This window comes from Lentzea waywayandensis (genome assembly GCF_900115955.1).
GTDB lineage: Bacteria > Actinomycetota > Actinomycetes > Mycobacteriales > Pseudonocardiaceae > Lentzea > Lentzea waywayandensis.
Genome location: NZ_FOYL01000020.1, coordinates 63,748 through 79,920 on the forward strand (window position 1 = coordinate 63,748; position 16,173 = coordinate 79,920).

Sequence of the window (16,173 nt, forward strand, 5' to 3'; positions counted from 1 at the left end):
CGGACGCAAGTGAAGAGTTCTGGCCCAATCAAGACATGTGCACCGATACCGCGTAGTCGCCGCCGCGGAACTCCTCCCGGTCCCAGGTGGCGAACCGCTCGACCAGCGTCAGCCCGGCCTGGGCGCAGTGCTCGTCGTACTGCTCGACGGTGTAGCCCCGGTTCAGGCCGAACCCGGCCACCAGGAACCGGCCCACGTGCCGCGCCACGCCCGCGACGAGCGCGTCCTGCGTGCCGGGCGCGGTGAACAGCGGCACGTTGCCCGCCATCACGACCACGTCGAACGTGCGTCCCAGGTCGAGTTCGGCCAGGTCGGACCGCACCCAGGTGATGTCCGGTGCCAGTTCGCGCGCGTGGGCCAGCATCGACTCGTCCAGGTCCGCTCCGACCACGTCGATGCCGTGCCTGGCCAGCTCGATCGCGACCCGTCCCGTGCCGCAGCCGGCGTCCAGCACGGAGGCCGGCCCGAACGCGCGCACGAAGGTCGCCTCGCCGTGCACGTCCATCCCCGACTCGGCGAGCGAGTCGAACCTGCGCTGGTACTCAGCCCCGTTCCACACGAGACGCAGCCTAGGCGGCGCCTGGCCGTTCCGTTCGACGAGAACGGTCAGGCGCGGCCCAGGACCCGAAGATCGGCGGATACCGTCTCGATGAGAGCGCTGCCAAGGTCGAAGGCATGACGCGCTTTCTGCTGGCAGTGGCGTTGCTCGTGGCCGCGGCCTCCCCCGCACAGGCCGCACCTCTCCGATGGGTCGGCACGTGGGCGACCGCGCCGTCCTCCGCGGTCTCCGGCACCGAGAACGGCTATCCGAACTTCTCGCTGCGCAACATCGTGCACGTCAGCGCGGGAGGCAAGGAGATCCGCGTCCGGCTCTCCAACGCCTACGGCCGCACCCCGATCGTGTTCGGCCAGGTCACGGTGGCCCGCGCGGCCGGTCCGGACACGCCCTTGGCGTTGGCCGGGACCATGCGCACGCTGACGTTCGGCGGCTCCCAGTCGATCACGGCCCCGCCCGGCGCCGACGTGATCAGCGACGGCGTGGCGCTGAACGTCCCCGCCGACTCGGACCTGCTGGTGAGCGTCTACACGCCCGAGCCAGGCGGCCCGGTCACGCACCACCAGCTCACGATGCAGAACTCGTACTTCACCCGCGACGGCAACCACACGGCCGACGAGTCCGCCGCCGCCTACCGCGAACGCACCAGGAGCTGGCACTACGTCTCCGGCGTCGACGTGCGCACCTCCACCGTGCAGGGCAGCGTCGTGGCGCTCGGCGACTCGATCACCGACGGCGCGAACTCGACCTGGGGTGCGAACCTGCGCTGGCCCGACCAGCTCGCCGACCGCGTGAACACCCGCCTGGGCGTGCTGAACGCGGGCATCAGCGGCAACCGCCTCCTGCTCGACGGCGGCTCGGCCGGCCCCAACGCCCTGGCCAGGCTGAACCGCGACGTGCTGACCCAGTCCGGCGTGCGCTCGGTGATCGTGTTCGAGGGCATCAACGACATCCAGCAGACCCCGCACCAGACCGACCCCGCCAAGATCATCGCCGCGCTGAAGCAGATCGCGCAGCGTTCGCACGACCGCGGTCTGCGGGTGATCGGCGCGACGATCACGCCGTTCAAGGGCTGGAACAGCTACACCGAGGAACTGGAGCAGGTCCGCCAGACCGTGAACGCGTTCATCCGCACCAGCCCCGACTTCGACGCGGTCGTGGACTTCGATCGCGTGATTCGCGACCCCGCCGACCCGCAGCGGATCAAGCCGGACTACGACCAGGGCGACCACCTGCACCCCGGCGACAAGGGGTTCGAGGCGATGGCGAAGGCGGTGAAGATCGCCACACTCTGACACCCGATCGGGCGGTTCGGGTTTGCTGGGACCCTTGCTCCGGTTGTTCGATGGAGATCAACACACACCGGTAAGGGGTCCACGCATGCGTCTCACGATCCTCGCCGCCGTGCTCGCGGCCGGCGCCACGGCCTGCGGGTCGCCGGCCCCGGCGCCCCAGGGTCAGACGGCCTCCACGACCTCGACCGCGCCCACGTCCGCGTCGGCTCCGGTGAGCGACAAGCAGAAGCCCGCGGTGAAGGCCGAGCTGACCATGCAGGGCAAGCCCGGCCTGGGCCTGCTGACCGCGACGAACCAGGGCACCGCGCCGATCACGTTCCAGGGCTGGCCGAAGCTCGCCTTCACCAACCCCGCGAACCAGCCCGCCGCGATCCCCGTGGAGCAGAAGCTGGTGCCCGGCGAGGGGCCGTCGATCACGTTGCAGCCCGGGCAGACCGCGTTCGCCGGGGTGCTGCTCGACGTCGACGACGACGCCAACTCGTTCGCCATCAACGAGATGACCGCCGAACTGCCCGGGATGACGCCGGCGAAGGTGACGTTCATCGGGACGGACGGCCGGCCGATCGCCGACCTGACCAGGCTGAAGGTCAGCGAGGCCAAGGTCGGGACGATGCAGCCGGCCGCCCAGGGCGTCACGGTGTTCGACTAGCCCTTCATCCAGCGGTACTGCAGGTACACCTCCCACGGATGGGCAGCGCGGTCGAGGAACATCAGGCTGTCCATCCGGCAGTTGCAGGCGTTGCCCTCGCGGGTGTTCTGCGGGTAGCTGCCGCCGATCTTGTAGCCGCGCGGGTCGGTCGCCGACGCGAGGTCGGGTTCCGGTTCGCCTTCGAGCTTCCACGGGTCACCGGCGACGACGTACTTGCCCGCTACCGGATTTCCGTTGCGGTACAACGCCATGGCGCCGGTGTCGAAGTCGAACGTGGCCGCGAGGAACACCCATTCGTTCTGCGGCAACAGTTCCTGCCAGCCCTGGGAAGCGGCGAACGTCTGTGACTCACCGCCGTCGATCCTGCGGGCCAGGGCGACCAGCTTCAGTTCGCCGTCGACCTGGATCAGTTCCAGCAGTGCGCGCACCGCGTGGCCGTTGGAGTCGCCGCTGAGGACGCCGGCCAGGCCGATCGCGCCGTAGAGGTCGTCGGGGTTGGCCGAGTTCGAGTTCGGGGCCGGGTTCTGGCCCGTCATCTTCACCCAGCCCATGATCGACGCCTGGCGCGTGCCGTTGAACGCCTTCAGGGTGGGCACGCCGGTGTCGCTGTACAGGCCCGCCTTCCAGTCGTCGTTGCCGGCGACCGTCGGGTTGATCTGCTTGAGCTGCACCGAGTTGCGGCTGCGCCGGAACGCTCCGTCGCGCACGCGCATGTCGGCGCCGCCGTTGATCAGCTGCAACGACGTGCCTGAACGGCCGCTGTCCTGCTCAAGGGCCTTGTTGCCGCGCGCCGGGTGTTCGAAGTCGTAGTACGACACCAGGTTGCGCGACAACGTGGGCAGCACCGTGCCGAACGTGGCGTGAGCCGGTGCGGCCAGGCCCACGCTGAACGCCGCGACCAGGCCGAGAACCAGAAGACGCTTCACCGGACTCCCCTGCCCTGCACGCGCAGGTCGCGGAGCCTGCCGATGTTGTCGAACGAGCCGAAACCGACTCGGCCCGAGGAGAACGTCTTGTCCACGGCGGTCATCAACGGATAGGGCGAACCGTCCACGTACACAGCTATCTCCCCCGAGTCGGCACAATGCTTGACCCGCACGCGATGCCAGGCCGTGTCGCTGACGGCCGGAGGCGCGCCGACCGAACGCACGGCGTCCCACTGGTGGTCGAGGCGCAGCCGGTCGGCGTTGTTCACGACGAAGATGCCGTTGTGCGGGTAGATCTTGTTGTCCGACGAGAGATGCGCGTAGTAGAACTCGGTGTCGGAGCGGTAGCCGAACACGATGATCACGTCCCGGTTGGACTCGGCGACCGGCGTGTCCAACCGCACCGAGGCGTCGACCCGCACCGAGCCGAACGCGGGTCCCTTCTGGAGCACCGCGTACTCGAACGGACGGCGCGGACCCGGCCGGGCGGCACCGGGTTGCGCCAGCACGACCTCGCGGCCCGGGAACTGCCAGAGGTCAGGGGTCACCGGCTGCCACGAACGCGCCGACGTGGCACCGGAGACGAAGTCGTGGCCGGAGCGGCAGGAGGCGAAGGTGCGCGCACCCGTCACCTTCCAGATCTTGCCGTTCGCCTTGGCCAGCACGTAGAGCTCACCGTCGGCGTCCTGACCGAAGCGCAGGTCGACGCGGTTCGGGTCGTTGACGAGGGCCTTCATCGTCGTCAGCGCGCCGTTGACGTAGACCATCATCTCGCGCGAGACGGCCATGGGTTTACCGGCGCGCATCTCGCGTTCGTCGGCGTAGTAGATCAGGCCCTTCACGCCCTCGCCGTAGATGTACTTGCCACGCAACGAAGGGATCTTCGAGCCGCGGTAGACAAAGCCGCCCATCAACGCGTTGCCGCTGTCCGCGCACGGACGTTGGGTGGAGAGGCGGTTGTGGTCGAACGCCGTCACCGGGTAGGTGTAGCCGTACTTGGCGTCGTCGGCGGGCAGCGGGAACACGCCGCACGACGGGTCGCCGCGCCGGTACTGCCAGATGCCCTCGCGTTCGCTCCAGCCCAGGTTGGCGCCCTTGCGGACCTCGTAGACCGCGTCGACGGCCTTCTCGCCGATGTGGCCCATGTACATCCTGTGCGTGCTGGGGTCCCAGCTGAAGCGGTACGGGTCGCGCATGCCGTACGCGTAGATCTCGCCCAGCGCGCCTGCGTTGCGCACGAACGGGTTCGCGCGTGGGATGCCGTACTGGCCGTTGACGCCGTTGTGCCCGGCCGGGTCGATGCGCAGGATCTTGCCCTGCGGCAGCGCCAGATCCTGCGGCACGGTCGTCGAGACGCCGATGCCGCCGTCACCGGAGGCGATGTAGAGCAGCTTGTAGTCCTCGTCCCACCAGCGCGCCGTCGGGTTGAACCCGATCTCCTGGAAGCCGTGGATGAACGAGGCGAAGCCGACTCGCAGCAGTTCGCGGCGTGTGCCGGAGAAGACGTCCGCGCTCGGGTCGGAGGCGGTCCACTCGGTGATCACCCCGTGCACCTGGGTGCCGGCGGGCGACGGCAGGTCCGGCTTCTTGGTGGTGAGCGCGGAACCGGTTTCGGTGTGCACGGTGTAGAACTTGCCGTTGCGCCTGAAGTCCGGGTGGAACGCGGCGAACCCGAAGCCGCTACCCAGGCCGCGGTGGGTGTGGAAGTCGGGGCCGACCGCCACGCCCAGGTCGAGGAACGCGTGCTGCACACCCTTGTCCAGGAGGTAGAGCTTGCCGTTCATGTCGGGCACGAACATCCGGCCGGAGCCGTCGGGCACCTCGCCCAGGTAGTTGATCCTGTTGTAGCGCACCAGTCTGGTGTCGGTCGGCGGCGGCACGGGCTGCGACTTCGGCAGCTGCGCGACCTCCGTCAGTTCCAGGCCGACACCGGACGCACCCGGTGTCGGCAACGGGTCGGCGATCGGCGCATCCGACTGCGCCGACGCGATGGGCACGAACAACGCCGAGAGCACGAATGTTGTGACAGCCAACCGAGACAAGCGTCTGTACATCCCCCACCACCCTGTGGGCCAGGCCGTGCCAGCACGGCAGCGGAAAGCGCTTTCCAATGCAGCGGCACCCGGAATCTACCTAGCTAATAAGGTGGTTACAACCCCTCAGCGGCGGCCTGTGGTCACCCACTCGTACTGTCCGCGCACCTCGTCGGCGCTGACAGCGCGGTCCAGGAACATGAGGCCGTCGAGGCGGCAGTTGCAGGCGTTGGTCTCGCGGTTGTTCTGCGGATGACTGCCGCCGATCTTGATCCCCCGCGGGTTCGTCGCCGAGGTGACGTCCGGTTCGGGTGCTCCGTTGATCTTCCACGGATCTCCCTTGACCGCATAGGTGCCCTCCACGGCCTTGCCGTCCACGTAGAGGCCGATCGTGCCGTTGTCGAAGTCGAACGTCCCGGCGAGGAACACCCACTTGTTCAACGGCAGCAGCGTCTTCCAGTCGGCGTTGGCCACGAAGAACTGCTTGTCACCGCCGTCCACACGACGACCGAGCGCGATCAGCCGCATCGCACCGTCGTGGTTCTCCGTCTCCAGCAACGCCCGCGCGGCGTGGCCGTCGGAGTCACCCGAGAGCACGCCCGCGATGCCGATGGCGCCGTAGAAGTCCGAGGTCCCCGACGAGTTGGAGTTCCGCGCGGGCGCCTCCCCGGTGATCTTCACCCAGGTCATGATCGACATGCCGCGTGCCTTGCCGAACGCCTTCATCGACGAGACGCCGGACGAGCTGTAGACGCCCGCTTTCCAGTCGTCGTTGCTCTTGTTGTTCGGCCGCACCTGTTTGAGCTGCATCGACGTCCTGGAGCCCGGGAACGCACCGTCCTGGACCCGCATGGCCGCACCGCCGTTGATCAGCGAGATCGGCGTCCTGGAGTCGGCGCGGCCGAGGTCGTCCTCCTTCTTCGGGTCGGTGGCGGGATGCTCGAAGTCGTAGTGGTGCACGACCGCGGACGCGATGCCCGGAGACACCTCGGGCGACGCCTCTGCCCGCACGGACGCGGCTTTGCCGGTGATCCGGAGGTCGGCGACACGGCCGACGTTGTCGAACGAGCCGAACCCGACCCTGCCGGACTTCAGCACGGTGTTCGTCGCCGTCATCAACGGCTGCGACGAGCCGTCCACGTACACCGCGATCGCTCCGGTGTCCGCGCAGTGCGAGATGCGGACGCGGTGCCACTTCATGTCCGTCACGGCGGGTGCGGCGCCCACCGAGCCGTTCCACTGGTCGTCGATGCGCACGCGATCCGCGTTGTCCACCAGGAAGATCCCGTTGTGCGGGTAGATCTTGTTGTCCGACGACAGGTGCGCGTAGTAGAAGCGGGTGTCGGACTGGTAGCCGAACACGATCACGACGTCGCGGTCCTTCTGCGAGACCGGCGTGTCGAGCCGCACCTGCGCGTCCACCGTCACGTTGCCGAACGCGGGCCCCTTGGTGACGACCGCGTACTCGTTGGGACGCTTCGGACCAGGCCGCGCGGCGCCGGCCTTGGACAGCACCACCTCGTTGCCGGGGAACCGCCAGCGCGACGGCGAGACGGGCTTCCAGTCGCCGGCACCGGTGACCCCGCTGACCACGTCACTGCCGGAGTCGCAGGCCTGCTGGGTCGCGACGGTGCCGGTGACCTTCCAGATCTTGCCGTTCGCCTTGGCCAGCACGTAGAGCTCACCGGCCGCGTCCGTGCCGAACCGCAGGTCGACGCGGGACTTGCCGGCCAGCGACTGCATGGTCGTGCGCTTGCCCGCCGAGTCGTACACCGCGAGCTCGAACGTCTTCGCGATCGGCGCGCCGGCCCGCATGTCCTTCTCCTCGGCGTAGTACAGCAGGCCCTTCACGCCCTCGCCGTAGACGTACTTGCCCTGAAGGGAGGGAATCGCCGTGCCGCGGTAGACGAAACCGCCGATCAACGCGTTGCCGCTGTCCCCGCAGCCACCGCCCGGCCGGTTGTGGTCGAAGCCCGCGACCGGATAGGTGTAGCCGAACTTCGCGTCGTCGGCGGGCAACGGGTAGAGCTGGCACTTGGGGTCGTCGCGGCGGTAGGTCAGGTGGCCTTCCCGTTGTCCCCAGCCGAGATTGGCGCCGGGTTTGACCTCGTAGACCGACTCCACGACCTTCTCGCCGATGTGGCCGAGCAGCATCTTGCGCGTGCCACCGGAGTCCCAGCTGAACCGGTACGGGTCGCGCATGCCGATCGCGTACAGCTCGGCCAGCGCGCCCGGCCTGCCCAGGAACGGGTTCGACGGCGGGATGCCGTACTTCTTGTTGCCGCTGTTGGTTCCCGCGGGGTCGATGCGCAGGATCTTCCCCTGCGGCACCTTCACGTCCTGCGGCACGTCCGAGCGATAACCGATGCCACCGTCACCGACCGCCAGGTACAGCAGGTTGTCCGGACCGAAGCCGATCTCCTGGAAACCGTGCAGGTACATGGCGAACCCGATGCGCAGCAGCTCTCGGCGAGTGCCCGAGAACGCCGCGGCTTTCGGATTGGACGCGGTCCATTCGGTGATCACGCCGTGCACCACCGAGTTCGGTGAGGGCAGGTCGGGTGTGCGGTTCTTCAGCGCGTCCTTGGCCTCGGTGTGCGCGGTGTAGAACTTGCCGTTGCTCGCGAACTGCGGGTGGAACGCGACGAACCCGAACCCGCTGCCGAGTCCCTGGTGGTTGTGGAAGTTCGCGCCGATGGCCGAACGGACGTCCAGGTACGTCCGCTGCCCGCTGCCGTCGCGGTTCAGGGTGTACATCTTGCCGTTCATGTCCGGCACGTAGAACCTGCCGGAGCCGTCCGGAATTTCGCCGAGGTAGTTGACCCGGTTGTACTGCTTGAGCCTGCTGTCCCCGGCGGCGGGCGTGGTCGACGACTGCGGAAGCCTTGCGATCTCCTGCAGTCGCACGCCCACGCCCGACGGCGCGGGCGCGGGAAGCGGGTCCGCGACCGGACCTGCCTGGGCGGCCGCCTGTGGCACCAGGGTGGCCGCCGCGACAGCCAGCGCGGCAACGATTGAGAGCGATCTGAACATCGCGCACCACCTCGTGGAATCGGCTTGGGAAAGCGCTTACCACGCGGCGGCGAGCCAGACTCTACGCGCTCAGTCGTGCCCTGTCACGGCTCCCAGCAGGTCTCGGATGTGCGCGGTCGCCGAGGCGAACTCCGGACGGGCCATCGTCGCGGAGTAGTCCCTGTCAGCGGGCAGGTCGACCTCGATGATCTCGTTGACCACCGCCGGGCGTCGCGTCAGCACGATCACCCGGTTCGCCAGGTACACCGACTCCGCGATCGAGTGCGTCACGAGCAGCACCGTCGTGCCGGTCTCCCGCCACACCCGGTGCAGCTCGACGTTCATCTGCTCGCGGGTCAACGCGTCCAGGGCGCCGAACGGCTCGTCCATCAGCAACACGCGCGGCTGGTGCAACAACGCCCGGCACAACGCAACACGCTGCTGCATGCCACCGGACAACTCGTGCGGCAGAGCGTTCTCGAACCCGGACAACCCGGTCATCTCGATGAGCTCGTCCGCCCGCTTGCCCGCCTCGGCCGAGTTCATCCCGCGCATCTCGGCCTGAAGCAGGATGTTCCTGCGCGCCGACCGCCACTCCAGCAACGCGGCCCGCTGGAACACGAACCCGATGTCGTGCCGCGGCCCGCGCACCTGCTCGCCGAGCAGCGTCACCGTGCCCGACGACGGCGCCAGCAAACCGGACACCAGCTTCAGCAACGTCGACTTGCCGCAGCCGGACGGCCCGACGATGGACACGAACTCGCCCGGCGCGACGTCGAGCGAGACCTGCTGGATCGCCGTCACCTCCGCGCGCTTCGACTGGAAGCGCACGGAGACGTCGTTGATCGCGACGGCGGAGGTGGAGACAGTCACATCAGTGCTCATCCCTGCGGTGCTCATCCCTTCGGGGCAACGCTTTCTTCCCAGTAGGCCGACGGCTCGGAAGCCTCCTTGATGATGCCGGTCTTCTGGAAGGTCTCGATGGTCTTCTTCCAGTCGTCCAAGGTGTTGACGCCCGGCGCCTTGCCCTTCGTGGCATCGGTGTGCAGCAACGTCAGCGTCGTCTTGAACTGCTCCAGCACCACCGTCGGCGACGGCAACTGCTCGGCGGCGCCCTTCATCGACTCGGCCGCGGCCTCCGGCGCCTTCTCGGCCGCCGTCCACGCCTCCTGCGTCGCCGCGACCATCTTCTTCACCAGGCCGGGGTCCTTCTGCAGCATGGTCTTCGAGGTCAGCAGCCCGTTGCTGAAGTAGTTCAGCCCGAACTCGGAGAACCGCAGGTAGCCGACGTCCTTGCCGGACTTCTCCTTGATCGTCGGCCCCTGGTCGGACGCGAACCCGAGCAGCACGTCGGTGCGGTTGGAGATGACCGCGGCCATCTTGCCCGCCGGGTCGATGTTCTGGATCGAGACGTCCGACTCCTGCATGCCGTTCTGCTTCAGGAAAGCCGGGAACGTCTTCGTCAGCGCGTCCCCCGCGGTCGTGGCGACGGACTTGCCCTTGAGGTCCTCGGGCTTCTTGATGTTCTTGTCGGTGAAGAACTGCACGGACGCCGGAGTGGTCTGCAGGAACACCCCGATGCTCTTGGCCGGCACGCCCTGCTCGACGGCCGTGGCGAGCGCCGACGTGTCGGCCCAGCCGAAGTCCGTCTGGCCGGCGCCGGTCGCCGTGACGGTCTTGCCGGAGCCCTGGCCCGCCTGGATCTTCAGCTTGATGCCGTGCTTCTCGTAGATGCCTTGCTTGACCCCGTAGTAGAACGGCGCGTGCTCGCCGTACGGGTACCAGTTGAGGGTCAGCGTGACCTCTTTGACCTCACCGCCGGATTCGGACGTCGTGCCGCCGCCCCCACCGCAGGCGGCAACCACCAGCAACGCGGGGAGAAGACCTGCGAGCAGTTTCCTCATGACCCACCTTTCGCGAGAAGGGTTGTGACGGCGGCGCCGCGCCGGCTGGCGTGCCACGGCAGCATCAGCTTTTCGGCGAGGTCGAGCAGGAGGAAGAGCAGGACACCGACCAGCGAGATGACGATCAGGCCCGCGAACAGCATCGGGGTGTCCATGTTGCCGTTGGCCTGCAGGATCACGTACCCGAGGCCTTCGTTGGAGCCGACGAACTCACCGACCACGGCACCGGTCACGGCGAGCGTGACCGCGACCTTCAGGCCCGCGAACAGGTGCGGCAGCGCGGCTGGGAAGCGGATCTTCACGAACGTCTTGACCGGGCCGCCGCCCATCGTGGCCGCGAGTTCGAGCATCTCGGTGTCGACCGATTTGAGACCGGTGACCGTGGAGATCACGACGGGGAAGAACGCCATCAGCACGGCCACGATCACCTTGGGCTCGAAGCCGAAGCCGAGCCACACCACGAACAGCGGCGCGATGGCGATCTTCGGGATGACCTGCGCGAACAGCAGGATCGGGTAGGCGGTGCTCTCGACGGTCCTGGAGTAGACCATCGCGACGGCCATGAGCACGCCGAGGATGCCCGCGATGACGAAGCCGAGGATCGTCTCGTAGGTGGTCACCCAGGTGTGACCCGAGAGGTAGGACCACTTGTCGACCAGCAGGCCGAAGGTCTTGGCCGGGGACGGCACGAGGTAGGCCTCGACCAGGCCGGTGACGGTGACGAGGTGCCAGATCGCGAGGCAGGCGGCGAGCAACGCGGCCGGACGCCAGGTCCGTTCCACGACGCCGCGCCAGCGGTCCGCCTGAACCGTGTTCACAAAGCTCCCTCGGGTCGGAAAGCGCTTTCCCGTACGCTATGTCCGACCCACTGAACGGTCAAGAAGCAGGAGCGACGAAGCGGCCGCGGTGACGACTGAATCGATTTTCCCGGCTATTAGGCATTAGCTGTAGGTGTTGCCCGCGTGGTCGCGGCCGCGCGCGAGGTAGATCTTGTGGCTGTCCGGCTTCAAGAACCGGACGGTCGTCGGCATGTATCTCATGGTGTAGCCGCAACGGCGCAACGTGCTGCGGTTCGGCGGACTGCCGTGCACCAGCATGGCCGAGTGCACGCTGCACGCCCCGCGCTCCAGTTCCACATCGACGGCGCGTGACTCGTCCACCGCCGTTTCCTGGTTGAAGAACGAGTCGGCGGTGCCGGTGTGCTCGGCAGCGGTGAGATGACTGCCCGGAATGACGCGCAGGCAGCCGTTCTCGACGGTCGACGGGTCGATCGCCAGCCACACCGTGATCGCGTCGCCCGCGGGGTCGATGCTGTCGCGCCAGAAGTGCGCGTCCTGGTGCCACGGCACGGGTTTGCCGTCGCCGGCGGGCTTGCAGATGAAGTGCGACGAGAACAACGCGATGTCCGGGCCGATCAGCGACTCGACGAGGTCCAGCACGTCGGGGTCCAGCAGCCACTCGAACAGCGCCGGGTCGGTCAGGTGCGGCACGTCCATGTGCTCGGGACGCTGCCCCTCCGGCAGCGCCGCCAGCTTGGCCTCGAAGTGCGCGGCCAGTGCCTCGAACCTCGCCGGTGCCAGCACGCTCGCGTGCGTCTCGTAGCCATCCTTCTCGAACATCGTCACCTCACGAGTAGGCCGGTCTCCTTGTCATAGCGCAGAACGCGTGCGGGCGGGGCGTCCACGGTCACCGTCGTGCCGATGGCGGGCTCGTCGTCCTCGGGCACGATGTAGCCGATCTGCTCCTCGCCGCAGTCCAGTGTCACCAGCGACGTCACGCCGAGGTTCTCCACAATGGACACCTCGCCGCCGAACAGGCCGTCGGCCGCGGGCGACAGGTACTCGGGGCGCACGCCGATGATCTCCGAGCCGCGCGGTACGAGGTTCATGGGCGTCGAGCCGATGAAGTTGGCCACGAACGTGTCCGCGGGCCGCTGGAACACCTCGCGCGGCGTGCCGAGCTGCCGGATCCGGCCCGCGTCCATCACCGCGATCCGATCGGCCAGCGCCAGCGCCTCGGCCTGGTCGTGCGTGACGAACACCGTCGTCAACGCGAGCTCTCGTTGCAGTTTCTTGAGGAACGTGCGGGCTTCCAGCCGCAGCCGTGCGTCCAGATTGGACAGAGGTTCGTCGAGCAGCAGCACCTCGGCCGACGCGGCGACGGCGCGGGCGAGCGCCGCCCGTTGCTGCTGGCCACCCGATAGCTGGCCGGGCCGGCGGTCCAGCAACTCCCCCAGGCTCAGCCCTCGAGCGGTCCGCGCGGCGGTCTCCTGCTGCACGGACTTCGCGACGCCCCGCACCCGCAGCGGGTAGGCGATGTTCTCCGCCACCGTCATGTGCGGGAACAGCGCGTAGTCCTGGAACACCATCGCAACCCGGCGGTCTCCGGGCTGTAGCCGCGTGACGTCCCGGTCGCCGATCGCCACGGCCCCGTCGGTGGCGCCTTCCAGACCTGCGATCGTGCGCAGCAACGTGGTCTTGCCGCACCCGGACGGGCCGAGCAGGGCGAACAGCTCGCCGTCGGCGATCTCGAGGTCCAGCTCGTCCACCGCCCGCACCCCGTTGGGGTACACGGTGGACAGACCCTCGACAGTGATACCCGCCATCAGCTCTTGATGCCTCCGTGGAATCGGAACCCGTACCGCTTGTTCACGAACAGGTACAGCACGACCACCGGGATCGAGTACAGCAGCGAGAACACCGGGATCACCGTCAGGTTGGCGCTGCCGCCCTCGTCGTACAGGGTGCGCAGCAGCACCGCCGCCGGCTGCTGACCGACGTCGCGCAGCAGCAGGAACGGCAGCAGGAAGTTGCCCCAGGCGTTGACGAACGCCCACACGAAGATCGTCGCGACACCGGGCCGCGCGACGGGCAGCACGACGTGACTGAGAACCTGCCGGGGAGAGGCGCCGAACACCCGCGCCGACTCCTCGTACGAGCGCGGCACGGCGTCCATGAAGTCCTTGAGGATGAAGATGGCCGCGGGCAGCATGCCGCCCGCGATCACCAGTGCCGTGCCGAACTGCGAGTTGATCAGGCCGAGCTGGAGCATCATCACGAAGATCGGCACCATCGCGGCCGTCCCCGTGACCACTGAAGACAACAACAGCAGCAGGTACAGCAGCAGATCCCGGCCCGGAATCCGCACTCGTGACAACGCGTAGGCCGCCAGCGCCGCGAGCACCGTCGTCACCACGGTCGCGACCACGCACAGCACCAACGAGTTGAGCAACGACGTCAGCGCGTACGGGTGGTCGAAGGTCGCCACGACGTTGCGCAGCGTCCAGTCCGGCCACCGCAATCCCAGGCCGGGCTTCGCGTCGAACGGCGCGGACGCCAGCCACAGCATCGGCACCGCGAAGAACGCCAGCACCAGCGTGATCAGCACGTAGAAGCCGATCCGCCGCACGATCCACAGAGGACTCATGCACGCCTCCGCAGCAACCGCAGGTAAACCAGGGCCACAACCAGATTTCCCACCAGCAGCAGCATCGACATCGCGGACGCGTACCCGAGCTGACCGCCCTCCAGCGCCTGCCGGTAGATCAGCACCGGCAGCACCTCGGACTGGTGGTTCGGCCCGCCGGCGGTCAGCAGGAACGGCGTGAAGTCGTTGGCCGTCCACAGGCTGATCAGCAGGGTGTTCGTCAGCACGTGGCCGCGGATGTGCGGGAACACCACGTCCCGCACGGTCTGCCGGCCGGACGCGCCCATCAGCCGCGCGGTCTCCAGTTGCGACGGCGGCACCGCGGCCAGCGCCGAGGTGTAGAGCAGCATCGAGAACGCCGTGCCGCGCCAGATGTTGAAGATGATCAGGCTCGTCATCGGGTACTGCACCAGCCAGGCCGTCTGCGGCGAGCCGAGCAGCAGACCGAGCGTGCCGGTGTCGCGGCTGAGCACCGCGAACCACAGGTACGCCACCACCGTGCCCGGCAGGATCCACGCGAGCAGCACGAGCCCCTCGACGGTCCGCCGCAGCCCTGGCCGCACCATCCGCAGCAGCCACGCCAGCGCGAACCCGAGCACGTTCTGCCCGATCACCGCCGACCCGAGCACGAACAACGCCGTGAGCCACAGCGAGTTCGTGAACAACGGGTCGCGCACGGCCTCGACGACGTTGTCCAGGCCGACGACCTGCGGGTTGGCCGCCGCGGGCCCGGTGAGCTGGTAGTTCGTGACGCCGATGTAGAGCGTCCACAGCGCCGGGAAGACGAGGAAGACCCCGATCAGCACCAGCGCGGGCGTGACGAACCCCAGAGCGCGCCGGACGCCCAGCCCGGAGCTATCCAACGTTGGCCTCTCCGACGGCTTTGACGAGTGCCGCGCGGTAGGCCGTGGCCACCTCGTCCGGACTCTTGCCCGCCACCACGTCCGCGGTCGCCTGCTGGAGCGCCGCCGACACCTTGGGGTAGTCGGCGAGCCCCGGCCGGTACCGGGTGATCGGCAGGACCTTCTCCGCGATGAACATCAGCATCGGGTCGCCCTTGAGCACCTCGTCGTTGACGTCCTGCCGTTGCGTGAGCTGCGCCGTACCCGCCAGCGACTCCTTCACGGCCTCCGCGGAGTTGAGGAACTGCATGAACTCCCACGCCTGCCTGGGGTACTGGGTGTTCGGGTTGATCACCCGCACGCCACCGCCCGACATGCTGACGAAGTCCTGCCCGCCCACACCGGCTTTCGCCTGCTTGGCGGGCACCAGCGCCCAGCCCACAGCCGTGTCGCGATCGGCCATCTTCGCCACGCCGTTCTTGGGTTCCACGACCGAACGCCAGAAGTAGTCGCTCTCCAGCAGGATGCCGATCTTGTTCTCGCCGAACAGCTGGAACGACCGGTCGCGTCCCTTGGCCTCCTGTTGCAGCACGGGATCGCCGAGTCCGCCGCCGTAGACCTTCTGGTACAGCCCCAGAACGTCCTTCAGCTGGGCCGAATCCCCTTGCCACTTCCCGTTCTCGTAGACGGGCTTGCCGGTGCCGGCGAGCGCGGGCAGCACGCCCTGCATGGTCGTCGCCTCGCCCATCGCGCTGCCGGCGTTGAGCTGGATCGGCGTCACGCCGGGCAGGGCCTTGAGCTTGGCCCCCGCGTCGAGCACCTCCTGCCACGACCTCGGCTGCCAGTCCGCGGGCAGCCCGGCCCGCGCGAAGAGGTTCTTGTTGAAGAACAGCACGCGCCCGTCCGTGCCCATCGGCACGCCGTACCGCTTGCCGTCGAACTCGCCGAGCCCCTGCACGGCCTTGGGAATCTGGTTCCAGCCGTCCCAGTCGGTGTCGCCGACGACATCGCCGAGGGGCTTGATCTGCCCGGCCTGCGCGAACTCGCCGAGCCAGATGCCGTCGATCTCGATGATGTCGCCGCCACCGCCGGTCTTCAGGTCCAGCGCGACCTTGGTCTTGAAGTCCTCGTCGCCCGCGCCGTTCTGCTCGAACTTGATCGTCGCGGTGACGCCCTTGGCCTTCTGCAGTTCGGTGAACCTGGGGATCACCCAGTTCTGGATCCAGTTCGCCCCGCGGGCGTTCTTCCCGCCGACCGCCGAGTTGGCGACGATCGTCAGCGTGATCTCCTTGGCGTCGGCGTTGCGCGCCTGATCACCGCTCTGCGTCTGTCCCAGGCAGCCCGCCAGCAGCCCGCACACCGCCACCAGCCCGAACGTCTTTGTTCGCCCCATCGGTCCAACATGGCACTGGATCACGACGGCCACAAGCTCTCAGCACCCTCTCAGTGCACGGCTGCGAGGCTGGCGCGCGAAGGGGGTTGATCAAACGGCACGAGCACCCGCAGCCGGAGTGCTCGAACGTATGTGCT

Annotated in this window: 14 protein-coding genes; 2 read left to right on the forward strand and 12 right to left on the reverse strand. The window is 68.1% G+C overall.

The annotated features are described in order from the left end of the window. Nucleotides 1-28 precede the first annotated feature (28 nt). Complete coding sequence (locus tag BM417_RS43535) at nt 29-559, reverse strand: class I SAM-dependent methyltransferase (RefSeq protein WP_245822773.1); 531 nt, start codon at nt 557-559, stop codon at nt 29-31. Between the two features lie 116 nt (nt 560-675). On the opposite strand from BM417_RS43535, the gene BM417_RS43540 reads away from it, so the two are divergent. Both BM417_RS43540 and BM417_RS43545 read left to right on the forward strand, forming a co-directional pair. Continuing rightward, nucleotides 676-1,851, forward strand: coding sequence for an SGNH/GDSL hydrolase family protein (locus BM417_RS43540; RefSeq protein ID WP_093605978.1), 1,176 nt, complete (start codon nt 676-678; stop codon nt 1,849-1,851). Between the two features lie 85 nt (nt 1,852-1,936). After that, a complete protein-coding gene (locus tag BM417_RS43545; RefSeq protein WP_093605979.1) occupies nt 1,937-2,500 on the forward strand; it encodes a DUF4232 domain-containing protein in 564 nt (187 codons plus the stop codon). Here the strand turns inward: BM417_RS43545 and BM417_RS43550 are convergent. The 11 genes from BM417_RS43550 to BM417_RS43600 form a co-directional block, all read right to left on the reverse strand. Continuing rightward, a complete protein-coding gene (locus BM417_RS43550; RefSeq protein ID WP_093605980.1) occupies nt 2,497-3,426 on the reverse strand; it encodes a LamG domain-containing protein in 930 nt (309 codons plus the stop codon). The two genes, BM417_RS43545 and BM417_RS43550, sit on opposite strands and share 4 nt — an antisense overlap. After that, nucleotides 3,423-5,459, reverse strand: coding sequence for a PQQ-dependent sugar dehydrogenase (locus tag BM417_RS43555; protein ID WP_245822775.1), 2,037 nt, complete (start codon nt 5,457-5,459; stop codon nt 3,423-3,425). Before BM417_RS43555 ends, BM417_RS43550 begins: the two co-directional genes overlap by 4 nt. A 126-nt stretch (nt 5,460-5,585) precedes the next feature. Further along, nucleotides 5,586-8,492 (reverse strand): PQQ-dependent sugar dehydrogenase, encoded by a 2,907-nt coding sequence (locus BM417_RS43560; RefSeq protein ID WP_093605982.1) that lies wholly within the window; start codon nt 8,490-8,492, stop codon nt 5,586-5,588. 69 nt (nt 8,493-8,561) lie between these two features. Beyond that, a complete protein-coding gene (locus BM417_RS43565) occupies nt 8,562-9,356 on the reverse strand; it encodes an ABC transporter ATP-binding protein (RefSeq protein ID WP_093605983.1) in 795 nt (264 codons plus the stop codon). Between the two features lie 11 nt (nt 9,357-9,367). Further along, entirely contained in the window at nt 9,368-10,375 is a 1,008-nt protein-coding gene (locus BM417_RS43570; protein ID WP_093605984.1) for an ABC transporter substrate-binding protein, read from the reverse strand. Further along, nucleotides 10,372-11,193 (reverse strand): ABC transporter permease, encoded by an 822-nt coding sequence (locus BM417_RS43575; RefSeq protein WP_093605985.1) that lies wholly within the window; start codon nt 11,191-11,193, stop codon nt 10,372-10,374. The genes BM417_RS43570 and BM417_RS43575 overlap by 4 nt, the downstream gene beginning before the upstream one ends. 123 nt (nt 11,194-11,316) lie before the next feature. Beyond that, nucleotides 11,317-11,994: a phytanoyl-CoA dioxygenase family protein gene (locus BM417_RS43580; protein WP_143139072.1), complete on the reverse strand. Its 678-nt coding sequence runs from the start codon at nt 11,992-11,994 to the stop codon at nt 11,317-11,319. A gap of 2 nt (nt 11,995-11,996) precedes the next feature. Further along, complete coding sequence (locus BM417_RS43585) at nt 11,997-12,980, reverse strand: ABC transporter ATP-binding protein (RefSeq protein WP_093605987.1); 984 nt, start codon at nt 12,978-12,980, stop codon at nt 11,997-11,999. Continuing rightward, nucleotides 12,980-13,801 (reverse strand): carbohydrate ABC transporter permease, encoded by an 822-nt coding sequence (locus tag BM417_RS43590; protein WP_093605988.1) that lies wholly within the window; start codon nt 13,799-13,801, stop codon nt 12,980-12,982. The genes BM417_RS43585 and BM417_RS43590 overlap by 1 nt, the downstream gene beginning before the upstream one ends. Then, the gene (locus BM417_RS43595; protein ID WP_093605989.1) at nt 13,798-14,664 is read right to left on the reverse strand and encodes a carbohydrate ABC transporter permease; all 867 of its coding nucleotides are present in this window, start codon (nt 14,662-14,664) and stop codon (nt 13,798-13,800) included. Before BM417_RS43595 ends, BM417_RS43590 begins: the two co-directional genes overlap by 4 nt. Continuing rightward, nucleotides 14,657-16,036 (reverse strand): extracellular solute-binding protein, encoded by a 1,380-nt coding sequence (locus tag BM417_RS43600; protein ID WP_093605990.1) that lies wholly within the window; start codon nt 16,034-16,036, stop codon nt 14,657-14,659. The genes BM417_RS43595 and BM417_RS43600 overlap by 8 nt, the downstream gene beginning before the upstream one ends. Between the last annotated feature and the right edge of the window lie 137 nt (nt 16,037-16,173).